This window comes from Micromonospora sp. CPM1, from assembly GCF_023896895.1.
GTDB classification, from domain to species: Bacteria; Actinomycetota; Actinomycetes; order Mycobacteriales; family Micromonosporaceae; genus Micromonospora; species Micromonospora tulbaghiae.
Window position 1 is genome coordinate 86,824 of record NZ_JAMHIU010000014.1, and the last position, 16,135, is coordinate 102,958.

General features: G+C 67.6%; 17 protein-coding genes, 1 tRNA gene and 1 riboswitch. Of the genes, 8 read left to right on the top strand and 10 right to left on the bottom strand.

Features of this window, described 5'->3' with window-relative positions:
* Nucleotides 1–17 precede the first annotated feature (17 nt).
* Nucleotides 18–2,051, bottom strand: a complete 2,034-nt coding sequence (locus M8C11_RS18580; protein WP_252451405.1) for an N-acetylmuramoyl-L-alanine amidase — start codon at nucleotides 2,049–2,051, stop codon at nucleotides 18–20.
* Between the two features lie 238 nt (nucleotides 2,052–2,289).
* Nucleotides 2,290–2,424: riboswitch (cyclic di-AMP (ydaO/yuaA leader) on the top strand.
* A gap of 13 nt (nucleotides 2,425–2,437) precedes the next feature.
* Between M8C11_RS18580 and M8C11_RS18585 the strand changes: the two genes are divergently transcribed.
* A complete protein-coding gene (locus tag M8C11_RS18585) occupies nucleotides 2,438–3,472 on the top strand; it encodes an NlpC/P60 family protein (protein ID WP_252451415.1) in 1,035 nt (344 codons plus the stop codon).
* 77 nt (nucleotides 3,473–3,549) lie between these two features.
* Here M8C11_RS18585 and dcd read toward each other — a convergent pair whose 3' ends face one another.
* A complete protein-coding gene (dcd, locus tag M8C11_RS18590) occupies nucleotides 3,550–4,128 on the bottom strand; it encodes a dCTP deaminase (RefSeq protein WP_013283324.1) in 579 nt (192 codons plus the stop codon).
* 78 nt (nucleotides 4,129–4,206) lie between these two features.
* Here dcd and M8C11_RS18595 point away from each other — a divergent pair, with 78 nt between their 5' ends.
* Complete coding sequence (locus tag M8C11_RS18595; RefSeq protein WP_121686610.1) at nucleotides 4,207–4,752, top strand: pyridoxamine 5'-phosphate oxidase family protein; 546 nt, start codon at nucleotides 4,207–4,209, stop codon at nucleotides 4,750–4,752.
* Between the two features lie 69 nt (nucleotides 4,753–4,821).
* Here the strand turns inward: M8C11_RS18595 and M8C11_RS18600 are convergent, their stop codons facing one another.
* Nucleotides 4,822–5,814, bottom strand: coding sequence for a zinc metalloprotease (locus M8C11_RS18600; protein WP_252451417.1), 993 nt, complete (start codon nucleotides 5,812–5,814; stop codon nucleotides 4,822–4,824).
* A 271-nt stretch (nucleotides 5,815–6,085) separates the two neighbouring features.
* Between M8C11_RS18600 and M8C11_RS18605 the strand changes: the two genes are divergently transcribed.
* Nucleotides 6,086–6,159, top strand: a tRNA-Gly gene (locus M8C11_RS18605).
* A gap of 51 nt (nucleotides 6,160–6,210) precedes the next feature.
* Here M8C11_RS18605 and M8C11_RS18610 read toward each other — a convergent pair.
* The 6 genes from M8C11_RS18610 to M8C11_RS18635 all read right to left on the bottom strand — a co-directional run bounded on the left by M8C11_RS18610 (nucleotide 6,211) and on the right by M8C11_RS18635 (nucleotide 10,357).
* Nucleotides 6,211–7,356 (bottom strand): site-specific integrase, encoded by a 1,146-nt coding sequence (locus tag M8C11_RS18610; protein WP_252451420.1) that lies wholly within the window; start codon nucleotides 7,354–7,356, stop codon nucleotides 6,211–6,213.
* On the bottom strand, nucleotides 7,349–7,558 hold the full coding sequence (locus M8C11_RS18615; protein ID WP_151013685.1) for an excisionase family DNA-binding protein: 210 nt from the start codon (nucleotides 7,556–7,558) through the stop codon (nucleotides 7,349–7,351). Before M8C11_RS18615 ends, M8C11_RS18610 begins: the two co-directional genes overlap by 8 nt.
* Nucleotides 7,559–7,623: 65 nt before the next feature.
* On the bottom strand, nucleotides 7,624–9,195 hold the full coding sequence (locus tag M8C11_RS18620) for a replication initiator (RefSeq protein WP_252451422.1): 1,572 nt from the start codon (nucleotides 9,193–9,195) through the stop codon (nucleotides 7,624–7,626).
* The gene (locus tag M8C11_RS18625; protein WP_151013681.1) at nucleotides 9,185–9,481 is read right to left on the bottom strand and encodes a hypothetical protein; all 297 of its coding nucleotides are present in this window, start codon (nucleotides 9,479–9,481) and stop codon (nucleotides 9,185–9,187) included. The genes M8C11_RS18620 and M8C11_RS18625 overlap by 11 nt, the downstream gene beginning before the upstream one ends.
* Entirely contained in the window at nucleotides 9,478–9,879 is a 402-nt protein-coding gene (locus M8C11_RS18630; protein WP_252451424.1) for a hypothetical protein, read from the bottom strand. Before M8C11_RS18630 ends, M8C11_RS18625 begins: the two co-directional genes overlap by 4 nt.
* A gap of 7 nt (nucleotides 9,880–9,886) precedes the next feature.
* Nucleotides 9,887–10,357 carry an XRE family transcriptional regulator gene (locus M8C11_RS18635; RefSeq protein WP_252451427.1) on the bottom strand — a complete coding sequence of 157 codons (471 nt, stop codon included), beginning with the start codon at nucleotides 10,355–10,357 and terminating at the stop codon, nucleotides 9,887–9,889.
* 170 nt (nucleotides 10,358–10,527) lie between these two features.
* Between M8C11_RS18635 and M8C11_RS18640 the strand changes: the two genes are divergently transcribed.
* The 3 genes from M8C11_RS18640 (at nucleotide 10,528) to M8C11_RS18650 (ending at nucleotide 13,245) form a co-directional block, all read left to right on the top strand.
* Nucleotides 10,528–11,301: a GntR family transcriptional regulator gene (locus tag M8C11_RS18640; RefSeq protein ID WP_252451430.1), complete on the top strand. Its 774-nt coding sequence runs from the start codon at nucleotides 10,528–10,530 to the stop codon at nucleotides 11,299–11,301.
* Nucleotides 11,298–11,882, top strand: coding sequence for a GNAT family N-acetyltransferase (locus tag M8C11_RS18645; protein WP_252451432.1), 585 nt, complete (start codon nucleotides 11,298–11,300; stop codon nucleotides 11,880–11,882). Before M8C11_RS18640 ends, M8C11_RS18645 begins: the two co-directional genes overlap by 4 nt.
* A gap of 646 nt (nucleotides 11,883–12,528) precedes the next feature.
* Nucleotides 12,529–13,245 carry a hypothetical protein gene (locus tag M8C11_RS18650; RefSeq protein WP_252451434.1) on the top strand — a complete coding sequence of 239 codons (717 nt, stop codon included), beginning with the start codon at nucleotides 12,529–12,531 and terminating at the stop codon, nucleotides 13,243–13,245.
* Between the two features lie 114 nt (nucleotides 13,246–13,359).
* Here the strand turns inward: M8C11_RS18650 and M8C11_RS18655 are convergent, their stop codons facing one another.
* Nucleotides 13,360–14,202, bottom strand: coding sequence for a hypothetical protein (locus tag M8C11_RS18655; RefSeq protein ID WP_252451436.1), 843 nt, complete (start codon nucleotides 14,200–14,202; stop codon nucleotides 13,360–13,362).
* A gap of 814 nt (nucleotides 14,203–15,016) precedes the next feature.
* Between M8C11_RS18655 and M8C11_RS18660 the strand changes: the two genes are divergently transcribed.
* Together M8C11_RS18660 and M8C11_RS18665 are read left to right on the top strand one after the other, a co-directional pair.
* The gene (locus tag M8C11_RS18660) at nucleotides 15,017–15,256 is read left to right on the top strand and encodes a hypothetical protein (RefSeq protein WP_252451438.1); all 240 of its coding nucleotides are present in this window, start codon (nucleotides 15,017–15,019) and stop codon (nucleotides 15,254–15,256) included.
* 321 nt (nucleotides 15,257–15,577) lie between these two features.
* Nucleotides 15,578–15,970, top strand: a complete 393-nt coding sequence (locus tag M8C11_RS18665) for a hypothetical protein (protein WP_252451440.1) — start codon at nucleotides 15,578–15,580, stop codon at nucleotides 15,968–15,970.
* Nucleotides 15,971–16,135: the final 165 nt, after the last annotated feature.

The window sequence follows — 16,135 nt, forward strand, 5'->3', positions numbered from 1 at the left end:
TCGTGTGCGGTGACGGGTCAGCGCGGCGCGCCGACCGGGGACGGCAGGATCAGCACGTCGTCCAGGTTCACGAACATGATCCGGTGACCGAACTGGACCTGCACGTAGCGGTTCTCGCCGCGGACCACGGTCCGGTCACCCGGTGCGGAACCGTCGAACGAGACCGCCCGGTAGTACTCGCCGGGCAGCACCCCGCCGACCGCGTACCGTTGGCCGGCGGCGAACGTGTACTGCAGCGGCGAGATGGCCTGGTACGGGATGGTGTCCGGGTAGGCGGCCTGCTCCGGGTAGGCCCGCCCGTACACAGGGATGGTGGCCTTGCCGGGCCGCGGCGTCACCACGAAGCCGGTGGCCCACTTGGCCGTCGGCGCGGAGGCCGGGTTGAGGAACCACGCCTTCTGGCCGAGGTACCAGATCGCCGTCCAGTCCCCCTGGCGGCCGGCGAGGGCGTACGTCTGGCCGGCCGAGGCGCGGGCGCCGTGGTCGGAGATGTACATGGTGTCCGGCGTGCCGTCCGGGCGCAGCCCGAGGTCGTTGACGAGCGGGGCGTCCGGGCTCGGCGCGGTCCGCAGGATCACGGCCGAGGAACCGCGCGACGGGCACGGCTCGGCCGGCGGCCGGGGCGTCGGGACGCCGGGCGGCTGCTGGTTGCAGCCGGTGAACGCGGGCCGGTTGGTGGCGAAGTCCGGGTCGATGGTGACCAGGCCGGTCCGGGGCGTGCCGGTGCCGCGGAACGGCGCCTTCATCAGGTCGAAGTAGTGCGACCAGTCCCAGTACGGTCCCGGGTCCCAGTGCATGCCGCCCACGTTGGCGGCGGTGATGCCGGGCACGTTGTCGTGGCCGATGATGTGCTGGCGGTCCATCGGGATGCCGAGCTTCAGCGCCAGGTGTCGCACCAGCTTGGCGGAGGTGCGGTACATCGCCTCGGTGTACCAGGTGCCCTGACCGGCGAAGCCCTCGTGCTCCAGGCCGATGGACTTCGCGTTGACGTACCAGTTGCCGGCGTGCCAGCCCACGTCCTTGGTCTTGATGTGCTGGGCGATGTAGCCGTCCACCGAGCGCAGCGTGTAGTGCCAGCCCAGGTAGTCGGCCCGTTTCACCAGGTCGACGCTCGGGACGAAGTAGCCCTCGGTGTCGTGGATGACGATGTACTCGATCTTCTGCTGCTTCGGCCGGTCGCCCAGGTCGTGGTTGCCGTAGTCGCCCGGGTCGTCGCTGAGCTGCTCGTACGGCGCGGGGATCCACTCGCACGCAAGCCGGACCGGGCACTCCAGCCCGTCCGGCCGTTCGGCGTTGCGCAGGCCGAGCCGGGCCAGGCGGGAACGGTCCGGCTGCGCGGCGGTGGCGGCGAGCGTGACTCGGTGGCCGTCGTCGGTCGTCCGGCTGGCGCCCTGGCCGAGCTGGTCGTACACCTCGTCGGCGAAGGCCGCCGCGGCGTCGGAGGTGTCCGCGCCGGAGTACCGGGCCACCGCGGCGTACCAGGCCGCCGGGTCGGTGCCGGCACCGACCGGCCCACCCAGGGCCTTCTGGTACGACGCCAGCAGCGCCGCGCCACCGCGGATGTTCGCGGCCGGGTCGGTCCGCAGCGTCCCCGCGTCGAGCCCGGTCAGCGCGGCGGCCGCATCGAGCGTCTGGAGCGAGGCGGGCGGCAGCGGGGTCTCCCGCTTCGGCGTGGCGGCCGTGGCCGGGTCGAGCTTGAGCGGGCGGGCGTCGTCGCCGCGCGGGTCCTCGTCCTCGTCGACGTGGGCGCTGCCCGGCATGGCGAGGATGTGCGTGGCGTCGGTCAGGTGCATCGGGCCGTAGCCGCCGCTGGTGCTGGGCTGCCCGGTGTGCGTGTCCCAGCGGGACTCCAGATAGGAGACGCCGAGCAGCACGTTCTGCGGCACGCCGTACTCGGCCGCGGCGGCGGCGTATTGTTGTTGCCGGTCGCTCGCGGGCGCGGACGTGTCCGGCGCGGCGGTCACCGGGCCGGTCGTCGCCAGCGCGGTGGCTGTCGCCACTGCGGCGGCGAGCAGTATCCGTCTGCCCGACGGCGGGGCGGAGAGGTGCATCGAACCTCCTGGACAGGGATGGGGGTCACTGCGTTTCCACCCTCACTCCGCACACCCGTGAGGGTCAATACCTTTCCAGTGGGTAATCAGCCTTGAAAGAAAATTTCACCTCCGCGCGGGGTGCGGCACCGGATCGCGTACGGAGTGTCACGGCGCTGGAAGTTGCGGATCGATAACGGTGGTCCCTACTCTGGTGAATCGTCGGCCGCACGTCTCACCGTCCAACCCGGTCGGTGACGGTCCGACACCGCCGAGTCGCCTCCGGGCGAGCCGGGGAACCAGGTACCTGGGGTGAATCCGCAGCGATGCGGTAGGGCGGCTCCCTTCCCGCCCGAATCCGTCAGCTAACCCGGTAGGCGGTACGGAAGAAGGAGTACGGACGCCCGGTGGCACTCCATGCCCCGCGGCCGTCGTCGAACCGGTCGGTCGACCGGTCCTTCGTCGCGCCGCGTTCCCGCTGGTCCCGCTTCACCACCGCCCTCGCCGCACTGGTCGGCACCGCCGTCGTCCTGACCGGCGGCGCCACGGCGGCACACGCCGAACCCTCGGTCGCCGAGATCGAGGCCCAGATCGACCGCGACTGGAACAAGCTCGAACCGGTCATCGAACAGGTCAACGTCGTACGCGGGCAGCTCGCCGCGCGGCGCAAGCAGGCCGACGCGCTCGGCCGGCAGATCGCACCCCTCCAGGCCCGGGTGGACGCCGCACTCGGCCAGGTCGGCGGGCTCGCCGCCGACGCCTACAAGGGCGACAACCTCTCCACCGTGAACGCGCTGCTGGGCAGCCGTTCGCCCGGTGACCTGGTGAACGGCCTGGAACTGCTCGACCGCTTCGCGCACCGCCAGCACGAACAGGTGCGCTCCGTCGCCGCGCTGCGCGACGAACTGGCGGCGAAGAAGAAGCCGCTGGACGAGATGATCGCCGGCCTGGCGCGTACCGAGGCCCAGCTCGCGGCGAAGAAGAAGCAGATCGACGCCGAGATCGCCAAGCTGGAGAAGCTGCGGCTCAAGGTGTACGGCAAGGGTGGCGGCGGCCCGCTGCGCCCGGCGCCGTGCCCGGCCGGCTACCCCGGCGGCCCGGCCGGTGCGGCGGTCAAGTTCGCCTGCGCCCAGATCGGCAAGATCTACGTCTGGGGCGCGGCCGGACCGGACCACTTCGACTGCTCGGGCCTCACCATGGCGGCCTGGGCCAAGGGCGGCGTCTCACTGCCGCACAGCGCACGCCAGCAGCACGGCGTGACGAAGCGGATCAGCCGGGCCGAACTGCGCGCCGGTGACCTCGTCTTCTACTACAGCGACCTGCACCACGTGGCGATGTACGTGGGCGACGGCTGGGTGGTGCACGCCTCCCAGTCCGGCAAGCCCATCACCATGAAGCGGGTCGACGACGGCGACATCAACAGCTACGGCCGTCCCGGCTGAGGTCGTGCTCCGGAGCTCCGCCGGTGACGGCGGGGCCCCGGGCGCGGGGCCCCGGGCGCGGCGCCCCGGGCGCGGCGTCAGCGGGTCGGCCAGGTGCGCCAGCTCTGCCAGGACCGGCTCGGCGTCGGGCCGCGCTGCCCCTGGTAGCGCGAACCGTAGACGGCCGAGCCGTACGGGTGCTCGGCCGGCGAGGAGAGCCGGAAGATGCAGAGCTGGCCGATCTTCATGCCCGGCCAGAGCGTGATCGGCAGGTTCGCCACGTTCGACAGCTCCAGCGTGACGTGGCCGGAGAACCCCGGGTCGATGAAGCCGGCCGTCGAGTGGGTCAGCAACCCCAGCCGCCCCAGGCTCGACTTGCCCTCCAGCCGCCCGGCGAGTTGGTCACCCAGCGAGATCACCTCAAGCGTGGACGCGAGCACGAACTCGCCCGGGTGCAGCACGAACGGCTGCCCCTCCGGCACCTCCACCATCGAGGTCAGGTCGTCCTGCTGGATCGACGGGTCGATGTGCGTGTAGAGGTGGTTGTTGAAGACCCGGAACAGCCGGTCCAGGCGTACGTCGATGCTCGACGGCTGCACCAGCGTGGGCTCGAAGGGCTCCAGCGCGAGCGTGCCGGCCTTGATCTCGGAGACCAGGTCGCGGTCGGAGAGCAGCATCGGAACACCATAGCGACCGGTACGGGTGACCAGCGTGTCGCACTACATCTTCGTACACGTGTTCGATAGAGTGTCCACATGGCTTCCTGGTCCGAATTCGCCGCCGACGAGCCCCGCCTCGCCGACGAGATCCGCCTCCTGATGCAGCAGTACGGGCCGGGCTTCGGCTACCTCGCCACGGTCCGCGCCGACGGCGGCCCCCGGGTCCATCCCGTCTCACCGGTGATCACCGACGACGGCCTCTGGTGCTTCGTCATCGACTCGCCGAAGCGCCGCGACCTCGAACGCGACGGCCGCTACGCGCTGCACTCGTTCCCGCCGGAGGAGAGCGACGACGAGGCGTACGTCGCGGGCCGCGCCCGGCCGGTGACCGACCCGGCCACCGTGGCCCGGCTGGCCCGGATCGCCCGCGCGTCGCCGCAGGGCGACTGGCGGCTGTTCGAGTTCACGGTCGAGGCGGCGATGCTGACCCGGCGCGACCCGGTGGCCCAGCCCGGCGCTGCCCCGCCGCAGGTGCGGGTCTGGCTCGACCCGCGTGGAGCCGAACCCGCCCGGCGGGAGCCGGTGGGCGCGGAGGCCCGGCGCGGCCGGCACGGCTTCGACACCCGCCGCCCGGCCGCCTGAACCGACCCGGAACGAAACGGTGCCGGCCCCGTCCGAGGACAGGGCCGGCACCGGTACGTGGTGCGAGGGTCAGGCCGCGCGGTAGGCGTTCCACGCGGTGAGCATGCGGCTCGCCTGGCCGGCGGTGAACTGGTACATGCAGGAGTCGTACGTGTAGTCCATGAAGTTGGTGATCGGGTCCTTGCCCGCGGTCGAGCAGGTGTCCCGCCCGGTCGGGCACTGGTACGCCGGGGACGCCTCGGCCGGGGTGTCGGAGACGCTGTCGCCCGAGCCGGAGCAGCCGCCCTGGAAGGTGTGGTACAGGTTCAGCCAGTGGCCGACCTCGTGGGTGCCGGTGTCACCCTGGTTGTAGTTGGTCGCGGTGCCGCCGGGCAGCGACTCGTTGAGCACGACCACGCCGTCCATCTTGTCCAGCGTCCGCTTCGGGAACGTGGCCCAGCCCAGCAGGCTGTCGCTCAGCTCGCCGAGGTAGATGTTCAGCGTGTTCTTGCCGCCCTCACGCAGCGAGGTCTTCATCGAGCGCTCGGCGGAGGAGCCCTGCACGATCGGGTACCACGACGGGTTGGTCACCCGGTTGATCTTCGTGAGCTGGAACCCGAACGCGGTGGCGGCACCGCCGGTCGAGCCCGCGTACGACTGGTTCAGCACGCTGATCTGCTGGTTGATCATCGAGTCGGTGATGTTGCCACCGGCCCGGGTGCTGTTCTCCTGGATGACGTGCACGACGACCGGGATCGTCACGGTGGCCAGCGGCGCGACGGCGCCGGTCCGGAAGTTGGCCCGCTCGCGCTGCGCCGCGGCGAGGTCGGCCTCACGGTCACGGACCTGCTTGGCGGTCAGGTGGTTGGGGTCCAGCTTGGCGTTGCCACCCTTCGCGACGCGAGCGTTCGCGTGCTCGTCGGCGTGGGCGTCGGCCGGCTCGGCGCAGACGCCGGCCGGGGCGGCCGAGAAGGCCGAAGCAGCGGGGACGACGCCGACGGCGGCGGTGCTGAGCAGCAGCGCGAGGGTCGACGTCGCGACACCGGCGGTACGCCGGGTCAGCAGGTTGGGACGGAGTCCCATGGGCCCACCTCTTTCTGACGGCGTGCCAGGGGGTGTGTCACGCCGGTTCGGAAACGTGGGGCAGACGTTACATCTCATCGACAGATTTGAGAACGCCCATATGTTGCCGACGTGCAACTTCGCGCCGGCCGGCCTCGCTTGAGTGCTTGATCCACTCCAGCTCGGGGAGGTGGCGGGGTCAACCGCTCGTCGATGCAGCCACCTCGCCGAGGTGGCGCGCGGGCACCTGGATGCACGGGGGTGAGGGCCTTCAGGTAGAGTGGTGCCGCCTGCGGGTGTAGTTCAATGGCAGAACATCAGCTTCCCAAGCTGACAGTGCGGGTTCGATTCCCGTCACCCGCTCCAACGTGAGGCCCCAGCTCAGGACAGGTTTCCTGGCTGGGGCCTCGTTCGTTGCTACCGCTTCTTGCGCTGGCCGTGCCCGTTACGTGCCCGCTGCCTGCTCTGCTTGATCTGCGAGCTGAGCGCGTCAGCGATGTGCTCGTCACGCTCGCGGGCGGTGTGCTGATAGATCATTGCGGCCCGCGTCGAGGCGTGACCCATCCGGGCCATCAGGTCGGCAAGGCTCGCCCCGGTCCGGGACGCCAGGGTATTGCCGGTGTGCCGCAGGTCGTGGAAGTGGAAGCCGGGCAGGCCAGCCGCAGCCACGCAGTCACGCCACTTGCAGGCGGTCTGGAAGTTGGAGCGACGCAGGACAGCACCCTTCGCGCCGGTGAAGACGAGCGCGTCCTGGTCCTCGTCGACGAAGTCGTCCAGGTGTGCGCGGATGTCACGGCGGATCGCGTCGGGAATGGTGACGGTCCGAATGCCGGCATCGGTCTTGGGCGGTCCGAAGGTGAGGTTTCCGTCTGAGCGCTCGACCAGGGTCGCGCGGACCGTGAGGGTCCGACAGCGGAAGTCGAGGTCGCGGCGGCGAAGGGCTGCCAGCTCTCCGTAGCGGAGGCTCGCGAAGGCGGCGAGCAGGACCAGGGCGCGGAAGCGGCCGGGCACGATATCGGCGAGCTGGAAGACCTGGGCCACAGTGGCAGTAGGTCGCTCAGCCGCGCGCTCAAGGCCAGCGCCCTTGATCCGGCAGGGGTTGCGCCGGATGAGTTCGTCATCAACGGCGGTGTTGAGGGCAGCGCGCAGCAGACGGTACGCCTTGGCGACCATCGTCGGGCTGACGCCTTGCGTCAGGAGGTCGGCCCGCCATGCGCGGACGATGCCGGGCGTGATGTCGCTCAACAGGCGATCACGCAACGTCGGTTCGATGTACTTCCGGTGCAGCCACCGGTACAGATCGAGAGTCCTCGGGCGCAGCCCGGAACGGTGATCGATCCACTCGGCCAGGTACGAGCCGAGAGCGACTCGGCCGAGGTCCGGGTTACGCCAGGTTCCCCGGATCATGTCCGCCTCAATGGCGGTGAGCCACCGGTCGGCGTCGGTCTTGCTAGCGAAGGTGTGTGGTGCTGGCCGGTCGATGCCGTCCGGGCCGGGGTAGCGGGCCTGGTACCGGCCGGACGGGAGCTTGCGGATACGGCCGAAGCGGCGCTTGCTAGCCATAGACGTGTTCTCCCTTCCGGTAGTGCAGGACGGGCCGGATGGCGTCAATGCGGCCTTGACGGATGTAGTCGGTGATGTCGTCGGGGTGGAACCGGACGTACTTGCCGACCTTGTAGAAGCGGATGCGGCGTTCAGCGACGATGCGGCGTACGAAACGGACTCCGGTGCCGAGACGCTGGGCGGCTTGTTCGACGGTGAGCATGTCGACGTTGCGGGGTTCGTTCAGCGCGGTACTCCTTTCGTGAAGGTGGTCAGGGTCGTGCGGTTTCAGGCGGCAGCGGTGATCTCCTCTCGTGCGATCTCGTGTCGCTCTCTGGCCATGGCGGCGGCGGTGTTGGCCAGGAGGGCGTCTCCGGTGGTGCGCCAGCCGGAACCGGCGTAGGTGAGCAGCCCGACGACCAGCGTGGTGTCCTCGTCGTCGGGTTGGTCGGCGTGTTCGTGGCCGTGTTCGGTGCGTCGCCAGATGGTGCGGGCGTCGCGGAGGATGCGGAAGGTGACGGAGTAGCGGCGGCTTTTGGTGAGGAAGTGGCCGCCGAAGCCGAGCATGTGCGCCCACCGTCGGAGCTGCTGCCAGTCGCCGTGGCTGCCGAGGGTCCAGCAGGCGTCGATGAGCCGTTCCGGGTGGGTGCCGTGCTCGTCGGCGTAGAGGTCGATGACGTCGCCGTCGAGGCGTCGGGAGACGTGGCCGGTGGCCTCGGTGCTCTTGGTGGCGTACTTGGCGAGGTAACCGGCTGCTTTGCCGTCGGTGACCGCGCCGTCGGCGGTGATCACGCGCACGTCGATGCCTTTGTCCGGGTCGCCCCAGGTGATGCGCCAGCCCTCGGGCCGGGCGGGATGAGGGCGGGTGGTGAAGGCGACGGTGGCGGCAGCGTGCTTGATGGCGGCGACCAGGTCGTCAACGCTGAGGCCGACCGGGGCGACGATGGCGTCGGGGTCGTGGTCGACGCCGTCGAGGCGGACGATGGCGTGGTAGTGGACGACGGCGCGGCGTTGCATCTCCGCGACCTTCCCGAACGACGGTTTGACCGGCGGCACCCGGCGGACCTTCCCGCTGGCGGTGGTCTGGACGACCGGGGGCAGGCCGAGCTGGCGGGCGCGGCCGTTGAGGTGGCGGGTGATGGCGATGGTGGTGCGGCGCCACAACTCCGGCGCGGAGTGGTTCCACACCACTTGGGCGTCGTAGTCGTAGCAGTCCAGGCACAACGGCTGCCCGAGCCGGGGATCGCTGTCCTCGTGTCGTGCCCAACACGCCGTGGGCTGCCCGTGTTGGCAGGGCCGGGCGGTGGGGTCGGTGGCGCGGCGGGGGTGGCAGGGTTCGGCGCGGCAGTCGCAGCGGCGGCGGCCGGCGCAGGTGTGGCGCTTCACGACCCGGGTGTGCACGGTGCCGAACGACGGGGCCGTCAGGGTGACGAACACCGCCGGGTGCGAGGCCACCGAGTGGGGGATGCCTTTGCCGCCCGTGAGCCCGGCGCGCAGGAGTTGGTAGGCGTCGCGTTGGTAGGTGCGGGCGCAGGACGGGCAGACCGCGTGGCGGCGGTTGCCGCACGGCTTGTAGATCTCCCCATCCGGCAAGTCAGCGGTCGACATCGAGCCCAGGAGTTGGCCGGTGGCCCGGTCGATGGTGGCGACCTCACCGGCCAGGCGGATGGGGTGGGAGCAGCCCGCGGCGGCTTTCACGTGGTCGAGCCAGCCGAAGTAGTCGGGGGTGGTGGCCCGGTGGAAGGCGGACTCGTCGCGGCCGGTGAACGAGCCCGCCGAGCCGGTGGTGGGGGTGGGCCGGAGCCCCGGACCAGGCGGGTGTGCCTGGTCCGGGACAACGGCGATCAGGTCAGCGGCCACGGGTGCGGGCCGCCTTCATCGGGAGGTGGGTGATGTGGCCGGTGGCGAACGGGTTGGGTCCGTCGAAGATCCGGCCGAGCAGGGACGCCACAGCAGCGGGCAGGTCGGCCCGGTGGTGTTCCCACAGGTAGATGTCGCGGACGAGTTGGTAGGTCTTCGGCAGCTCGATCCCGTCGCGGGCGGCGAGGATCTTCATGCGGCCGATGAGCTGGACAGGTTCCCAGCCCCGGGCAAGCCGGGGTTGACGCCAGCGATACGAGGCCGGGGCGGCGGGGGTGGTGGTCATGGCGTCACCTCGCCTCGGCGGATGGCCGCCAGGAGTCGGCAGGCGAGGTTGACCGCCGTTTGTTCGTTTCTGTCGGAGCCCCAGATCCGGCGGGTGGTGGCGAGTTCGGCGCGGACGTCGGCCGAACGGTCGTAGCGGGTCTTGTCGCAGTAGGCGACGTTGGCCGCCCGCGATTCGGCGTCGAGCCGGTACACACCGGCCAGGCCGAGCCGGGCGATACCGGCAACCGCGAGAGCCTTGAGCTGGTCGGCGGTCAGGGCGTGTGCCTTGGCCGGGATACCGGCGGCGTGGATAGCCACGGCGAGTTCACCGTTGGTCAAGCCGTCCAAACGGACGACAGCAGCCGACGCTCGGCGAAGCTGCGGGGACAGCAGCGGACGGACCGGCGTGATGGTCATCGCGGCCTCACCACAACTCAGCGGTGGAGTCGGCCTCGACCACGGCCCAGCCGGGCAGGCCGAACAGCCGGCCCAGCAGCTCCTCGTAGAACGCAGACGCCGTGACGGTGCCGCTCTCCCAGCGGCACAGGTTGCGCTTGAAGGTGGGCCACTCCGGCAGCCGCACGCCCTCCTTGGCGGCGACCGTGCACAGACGGCGGAACACCTCCTGCTGCGACCAGCCCCGAGACTGACGCAGCTTCTTCCACGGCCAGGTGAACTGACGGGTAGCAGAAGCAGGGGTAGTGGCGTTCGTGGTGAGCACGGACAAGGCATCCAGCAACGCGGTGCGATCAAGCACCGCAGGCAGGTTCAGCGCCTCTCCAGGGGCCAGCGCGTCCCGAAGCGTCGCCAACGCAGACAGCAGGCGAGCATCAGACAACGCCGAAGAATGACCCGAGGCGCAGACAGCAGGATGAACGGTAGGCTGGACAGGCATCGTGTTGGTCCTTTCGCAGAGGGAACCGATGCACCTGGCCTCAGCGGGTAGCCGCCCGCTGGGGCCTCTTGTTGTCAGGTTGTACCAACAACAATGCCTGTCTATCAGTCCGATGGTGAACGGGTCAAGGGGTTGTTAGCGTGTAGGTACAACTCCTGTTAGGAAGTGCCATGACCCTCAATCCGGCCGACTCTCGGCCGCTCTATCAGCAACTCGCATCGATGCTCAGGCAGCAGATCCAGAGCGGCGAGCTTGCACCGGGTGACCGGTTCCCCACCGAAGGCGAGCTTTCCGACCACTACGGCATCAGCCGGAACACCGTGCGTCTCGCCCTGGACGTCCTCCGCAATGAAGGACTGATCGTGTCCCGACGCGGACGCGGCAGCTTCGTACGCTCCGAGCCGCCTATGCGCTACTACGCCTCACTCACTGGCTCCCGTCGCAAACGGTTGGAGGCCGACCGGCGACGAGACACCTTCAGCCAGCAGATCGAAGCCCAGGGCAAGACGCCTCGACAAGTCAGCACCGTCGAGGTTGTGCCCGCGAGCGACGAGATCGCCTCACACTTGCAGCTCCGGCCCGGCGATCCCGTAGGTGTGCGGCGCAGGGTTATGTACGCCGACGATCAGCCGCTACAACTCGGCGACAGCTACTACCCGCTGAACATCGTGCGAGACAGCAAAATCATGAACCCGGCCGACATCGTCGAAGGCACGGATCAAGTGCTCGAAGACTTGGGCCACATCCCGACGCGCTATGAGGACGAGATCACCTGGCGGATGCCGAGCGCGGACGAAGCCACGAAGCTTCACCTCGGTCCGGCAACGCCAGTCGGCCGACTCCTGCGAACCAGCTTCGACCAGGAGGACCGACCGATCGAGGTGTATCAAGTGATCCTGCCCGGAGACCGTCACGTTCTGCTCTACGAGGTTGACGCCGAATGAAGCCAACACCGGTGACATTGACGGGCCGCCTGATCCGACTCGAACCGCTCGGACCGCAGCACGCCGCCGATCTGCTGGCAGCCGCAGCGCACGACGAAATCTGGACGTACCTCGACGAGCCCACGCCTCGCACCAGCGAGGCGATCAACGCCTTCATCAGCGACGCGCTACGGGATCAGGAAAGCGGGCAACGACTCCCATTCGCCGTGGTGGACCTGCACGACGAGAAGGCGATCGGAAGCACGAGCTACATCGACATCCGCCCGAACGATCGCACGCTAGAGATCGGCTGGACCTGGCTCACGCCCATCTCCTGGGGAACCGGTGCCAACACCGAGGCCAAGTTCCTCCTGATGCGGCACGCGTTCGAGGTGCTCGGCGTCGGACGAGTAGCGATCAAGACCGACCTACGGAACACAAGATCACAGCGCGCCATCGAACGGCTCGGAGCACACCGGGAAGGCGTGTGGCGCAACCACCGTCTACTCAGCACCGGCCGATACCGCGACAGCGTCTACTACAGCGTCATCGACTCCGAATGGCCCACCGTCCGCGACAGGCTTGCACCAGCAGTCCAGTAGCCCAAAAAGACCAGGTCAGCGCCGACTGCCGACCAGGCGGTGAGAACTTTCTGTACGTCTTCAAGGCGGCCCGCAACGGGCCGCACGCGCCGCCGCCTGGGCGCGCGTCCGTCGCTCCGCTGGCGCTCCGACTCCGGCCACGCAACACGCCCGGCGGCTGGCGCGGAAGCGGGAAGCCCAAGGGGCCGCCGCAGAACGACAGGCCGTTGACCGGGTGGTGGTGGGCCGGCAGCCGGCCGGGCCGCGCGGCCACGAGCCCGCGCGGGCGTAGGGGAGCGCACGCCGGCCGCGTCGGCGAGCTGGTGACGGTCGCGGGGTTGCGGTTACTGCGCCTCCGGCGGGGGCGCTCGGGCTCCGAGATGGTTGCAACCCCGTCGGCGCGTTGCGGATCATCGGTGGTTGCGCGGGCCATCCCGCCAGCCGACGACCCGGGCAAGCCGAGCAGACCACCGCCCGGCCCGCCAGCGTCCGAACGTGCGTCAAGGCCGTCTTGACGTGGCGGGCCGGGCGGCGGCCCGCTCCACAGGAGTGCGGGTCGACGGCAGACGGGATGGCGCTCAGCGTGGGATGTGTGTGGTGTCGGGGTGTTCGACTACTGTGCCGCTGATACCTGTCGACTTCCCAACGGAGAGGTTGTTCGGTAGCGATGAGTCCCCTCAGAAGGAACGTCCGTCGCGGCAGGACCGAGCACACGCTGATACTTGGCCCTGCTCGTCTGTATCTCGATGATCTGGAAGAGATATGGCGGGAAGTCAGCGCATTGAAAGCTCCCGAGAATGACCCGCTACGCGACTGGCAGGGAAATTTGACCATTCGAGCCGGTGATGCGGAGGCCGACAGCATCGATGACTTATCGAAGGCTAGCCGCAGTGAGCTCGACGACGTTTCCTTGCTCAACTTTAAGTCAGGAAAGCCTGTAACCGTTCGCCTAAGTCGCCGCCAGGCCTACGTTTCGGTGGATTCAACAGACGCTGAAGGCGTAAAGCTTGCCGAAGATATCAAGAGTTACATAGACAAGCGAAGAAGTGCGGCGGTGAGCTTCATTGCCCACCCTCACTACACCTGGTTGGGCGTGATTGGAAGCCTCGCCATGTTGATCCTGACTCTCATGTCCTTGCCTCAGCCTGTCGCAATGTCTATATTCATGCTGCTCGGCTTCGTCGTCGTTGCGTCAAATGCATTCATCGGCCCTTTGCAGGTTCGACGACTTGGATCGGTGCGAGTGATAGGACATTACAGCCACGACAATCGCGGATTCAGCCGCGAAACAAAACGGATGCTAGTCGTGGCACTAATCGCTGGCTTGGCTGGCGCTCTGCTTGCTGGAATTCTGGGCTTCTGGGAAGGGCTCTTTCTTAAGTGATTGCAGCTCCGCCAGCTAAGCCGTCAGTAGTGGTTCCTCCGAGACGAGTCCAGCTCCCCGGCGGGATGACGACGGAGCTAGACCTCCAAGGGGCATGAGGGCTCGGAGGAGTAGTCAGAAGACGCTGCGAACGACGTGAGTAACCCCTCGAAGCATGTCTTCGACTTCATCGACCGTGGGCTCTCGGTCGCCGCTGTGGCCGCAAAGATTTCTAATGTCCGCAAGCAACTGTATCCGACGCCATTGCGGTACATCATAAACGGCGTTCACCTTCAAGGCGTCGTTCAGATTAGTAAGCGTGGCGGTCTTCCTAAAGGTGATTTCATGATTCGCGATGAGGCGCTTTAGGTGTCGCTCTAAAATTACTCCGCCTACAATTCCTGCCGAGCGAACATGCTTAGCTTTGAGGAGGTTCGCGGCCGCATCAAGTTCTGTATCAAATAGATCCGCCTCAAGGACGCCTGTGATATCGCTTAAGATGGAGTCGAGTCGCACTAGCGCGGAGCCTAGTATAGCTACCTGCCGTCGAAACTTGGTGGCGAACACTGTCAGGATATCGAAGGTCGGTTGCCCTAGATGCGTGATTGAGAGACCTGCGAAGTAGTCGGCAATTCCGTAGTTCTCAACGTTTAGCTCCTTGCGTCGTTCTACTTTGTAGAGCGAGCGAAACTCATCGTAACGGTCGGGCAATGTCTGTCGAATTACGGGAAGTGCTTCCGAATACCATTCCTGGTAGGATCGGGGTACGTCTTTGAGTTGCTTAATCAGCGCTTCGATGCTATCGGTTGACGGCGGCGGCGTCTCACTTGCCTTCGCTTTGGCTGCTTTCTTAGGGCTTGCTGCGGCCTCCTTGAATCCTGTCGGATGCTTTTCCGTGAGCTCGATAAGCATTATCATATTCCCGCGCTCAACGAGGTCATCTATCGCTTTCCGCAACTCAAGCCTTTTGTCCGTCATGTGAGCCTCGTTCCATCTCGTTTGTTCTACGGCGGCCGCTCAGCTCACCCGCCCACTGCCGGGCGCGCCGGTCGACGCGCCCGGCACAGCGGGGTCAGCGGCCCCGAAAGTAGAACCCAACGGTGGTGGCGGCCGCTACTCCGATGCCTGCAACTGCTACTCGACCACGAGGAAGCAGAGAGGCGGCCAGCCGGACAGGCTGGCTGGTTCTATAGACTTACGCGGATTGATGCAAGGCGGATGGCCGGATGAGGGGGGCGTGCGTTGGCAGCTCGACGAGGTGTGCCGTGGTTCCCGATCGCGTGGTCCCTGCTTGCGCTGGTCTGCCTCTGGCTGACGGTGGCCACAGCGCTAGACCCAGGTGGCGCATGGTGGGTGCCGGTGACCTTTGGTGCCTGCACGGTGGTCGCTACAGGGAGCGCCGTTGCATGGCTGCAGGAGCACCGCAATCGAAACCGGCCGACGTAGCCGAATATCGCGCAGTCAGACAGCTACGGTGACAGCAACGGGCTCGGACCTTCAAGGTCGTGTACGGCGGGCTGCGAACTACCGTCCGACGTCAGAGACGAGCACGAACCTCGCCGGACAGAGCGCCCAGAACTTACAAACGAGGGATCGACCTGGGCCGCCTCTGGGCCGTCGCTGGGCCGTCAAGCGCCGATGACCGTGAACGACCAGTAGCACCCGAAGAAGCAGCAGGTCAGCCACCACATGACGAGGGCTGACCTGAGAGGCGACGGACGAGCCGACCGATACGCCGGATAGTGTGGGCGAGCGTCCAGGATGGCCGGTCGATTTGACCCTCAGGAGTGACATGGGAACCAACTGGCTTCACGCCTCGTTGCAGGACAAGCCGAAGGACTGGGTGGTCCTTCAGCTCTACGCGCGGATCGATGACGACAAGAGGCGTGGTGGGGATTACGCCGTTCTGGCGCGGTTCAACGAGAAGATCGTGAAGGAACACCACATGACGCGCGACGGCCGCCAGGCGTGTGCTGCGTGTAGAGACCCTTGGCCTTGTGCCACCGTGGCAAGTGTTCTTGCACCTGGTTGAGCGGGCCCTGACGGTCCTGGACCGCAGCCTTCGCCATGCCCGATACGTGCCCGATCCAGCGGTCAACATTGGCTCTCAGGAGTTCACCGGCCAGTACACGCTGACCACCCAGTTCCCTCCTAGCCCAGGCAAGATGGTCATCCTTGCGTAGATCAAACCCAATTCCCAAGCTGACAGTGCGGGTTCGATTCCCGTCACCCGCTCCAGCGTGAAGGCCCTGATCAGGACGACAGTCCCGGTCAGGGCCTTCGATGTTCCACGGTTCACCAGCCTGCACGGGCCGATGGCCGCGGCTTCTTGCCGGCGCCTATGGTTCTGCGCGTGAGTGAGAATGCGTTCGTCTTCCCGGCCGTGCCCAGGGCGGACGTGTTGCGACTCCTGGGTTCCCTCGGTGAGACCCAGCCGGATCAGTGGGTAGCGCCGGGCTCGGTCTTCCTCTGGCTGGTGGAGGAACACCGTGACCTGTACCTGGACTGGGAGCCCGAGATGGTGGCGGAGTTGGAGCGCGCTGTCGGCGAGCGGCCGGCGTGGGCGGTCCAGGTGAACTACCGGTTGTCGCGGCGGCAGGAGGCAGTGGCAGCGATCCGGACGCTGCTCGGACGCGGTGGTGTCGCGGTGGACGACTTCGTCGGTCACGTCTGGACGACCCACGAAGTCGAGACCGATTCCGTCGTCCGTGGTGGCAGATTCGGCGAGCCGCCGGTTCGCACCTGACGTGCGGACGAGGTAGGGCGAAGGCCTTCAAGCGACTGGAGAACGGTCCGGAGGACAGCCTCCGGTACTTCTACGCGGTGTTCGCACCGGGCGGAGCCCGCTAGGGAGGGCTGATCAGCTCGCCGCCTGGGCCGCTCACGTGTCCCGGGACGCCGCCTGGGCCAA

Bases quoted from the DNA above. Each gene is read 5' to 3' on its own strand.
- M8C11_RS18580 (WP_252451405.1), bottom strand. From the start codon at position 2,051: ATGCACCTCTCCGCCCCGCCGTCGGGCAGACGGATACTGCTCGCCGCC.
- dcd (WP_013283324.1), bottom strand. From the start codon at position 4,128: ATGCTGCTCTCCGACCGCGACCTGGTCTCCGAGATCAAGGCCGGCACG.
- M8C11_RS18595 (WP_121686610.1), top strand. From the start codon at position 4,207: ATGGCTTCCTGGTCCGAATTCGCCGCCGACGAGCCCCGCCTCGCCGAC.
- M8C11_RS18600 (WP_252451417.1), bottom strand. From the start codon at position 5,814: ATGGGACTCCGTCCCAACCTGCTGACCCGGCGTACCGCCGGTGTCGCG.
- M8C11_RS18610 (WP_252451420.1), bottom strand. From the start codon at position 7,356: ATGGCTAGCAAGCGCCGCTTCGGCCGTATCCGCAAGCTCCCGTCCGGC.
- M8C11_RS18615 (WP_151013685.1), bottom strand. From the start codon at position 7,558: ATGCTCACCGTCGAACAAGCCGCCCAGCGTCTCGGCACCGGAGTCCGT.
- M8C11_RS18625 (WP_151013681.1), bottom strand. From the start codon at position 9,481: ATGACCACCACCCCCGCCGCCCCGGCCTCGTATCGCTGGCGTCAACCC.
- M8C11_RS18630 (WP_252451424.1), bottom strand. From the start codon at position 9,879: ATGACCATCACGCCGGTCCGTCCGCTGCTGTCCCCGCAGCTTCGCCGA.
- M8C11_RS18635 (WP_252451427.1), bottom strand. From the start codon at position 10,357: ATGCCTGTCCAGCCTACCGTTCATCCTGCTGTCTGCGCCTCGGGTCAT.
- M8C11_RS18640 (WP_252451430.1), top strand. From the start codon at position 10,528: ATGACCCTCAATCCGGCCGACTCTCGGCCGCTCTATCAGCAACTCGCA.
- M8C11_RS18645 (WP_252451432.1), top strand. From the start codon at position 11,298: ATGAAGCCAACACCGGTGACATTGACGGGCCGCCTGATCCGACTCGAA.
- M8C11_RS18650 (WP_252451434.1), top strand. From the start codon at position 12,529: ATGAGTCCCCTCAGAAGGAACGTCCGTCGCGGCAGGACCGAGCACACG.
- M8C11_RS18655 (WP_252451436.1), bottom strand. From the start codon at position 14,202: ATGACGGACAAAAGGCTTGAGTTGCGGAAAGCGATAGATGACCTCGTT.
- M8C11_RS18660 (WP_252451438.1), top strand. From the start codon at position 15,017: ATGGGAACCAACTGGCTTCACGCCTCGTTGCAGGACAAGCCGAAGGAC.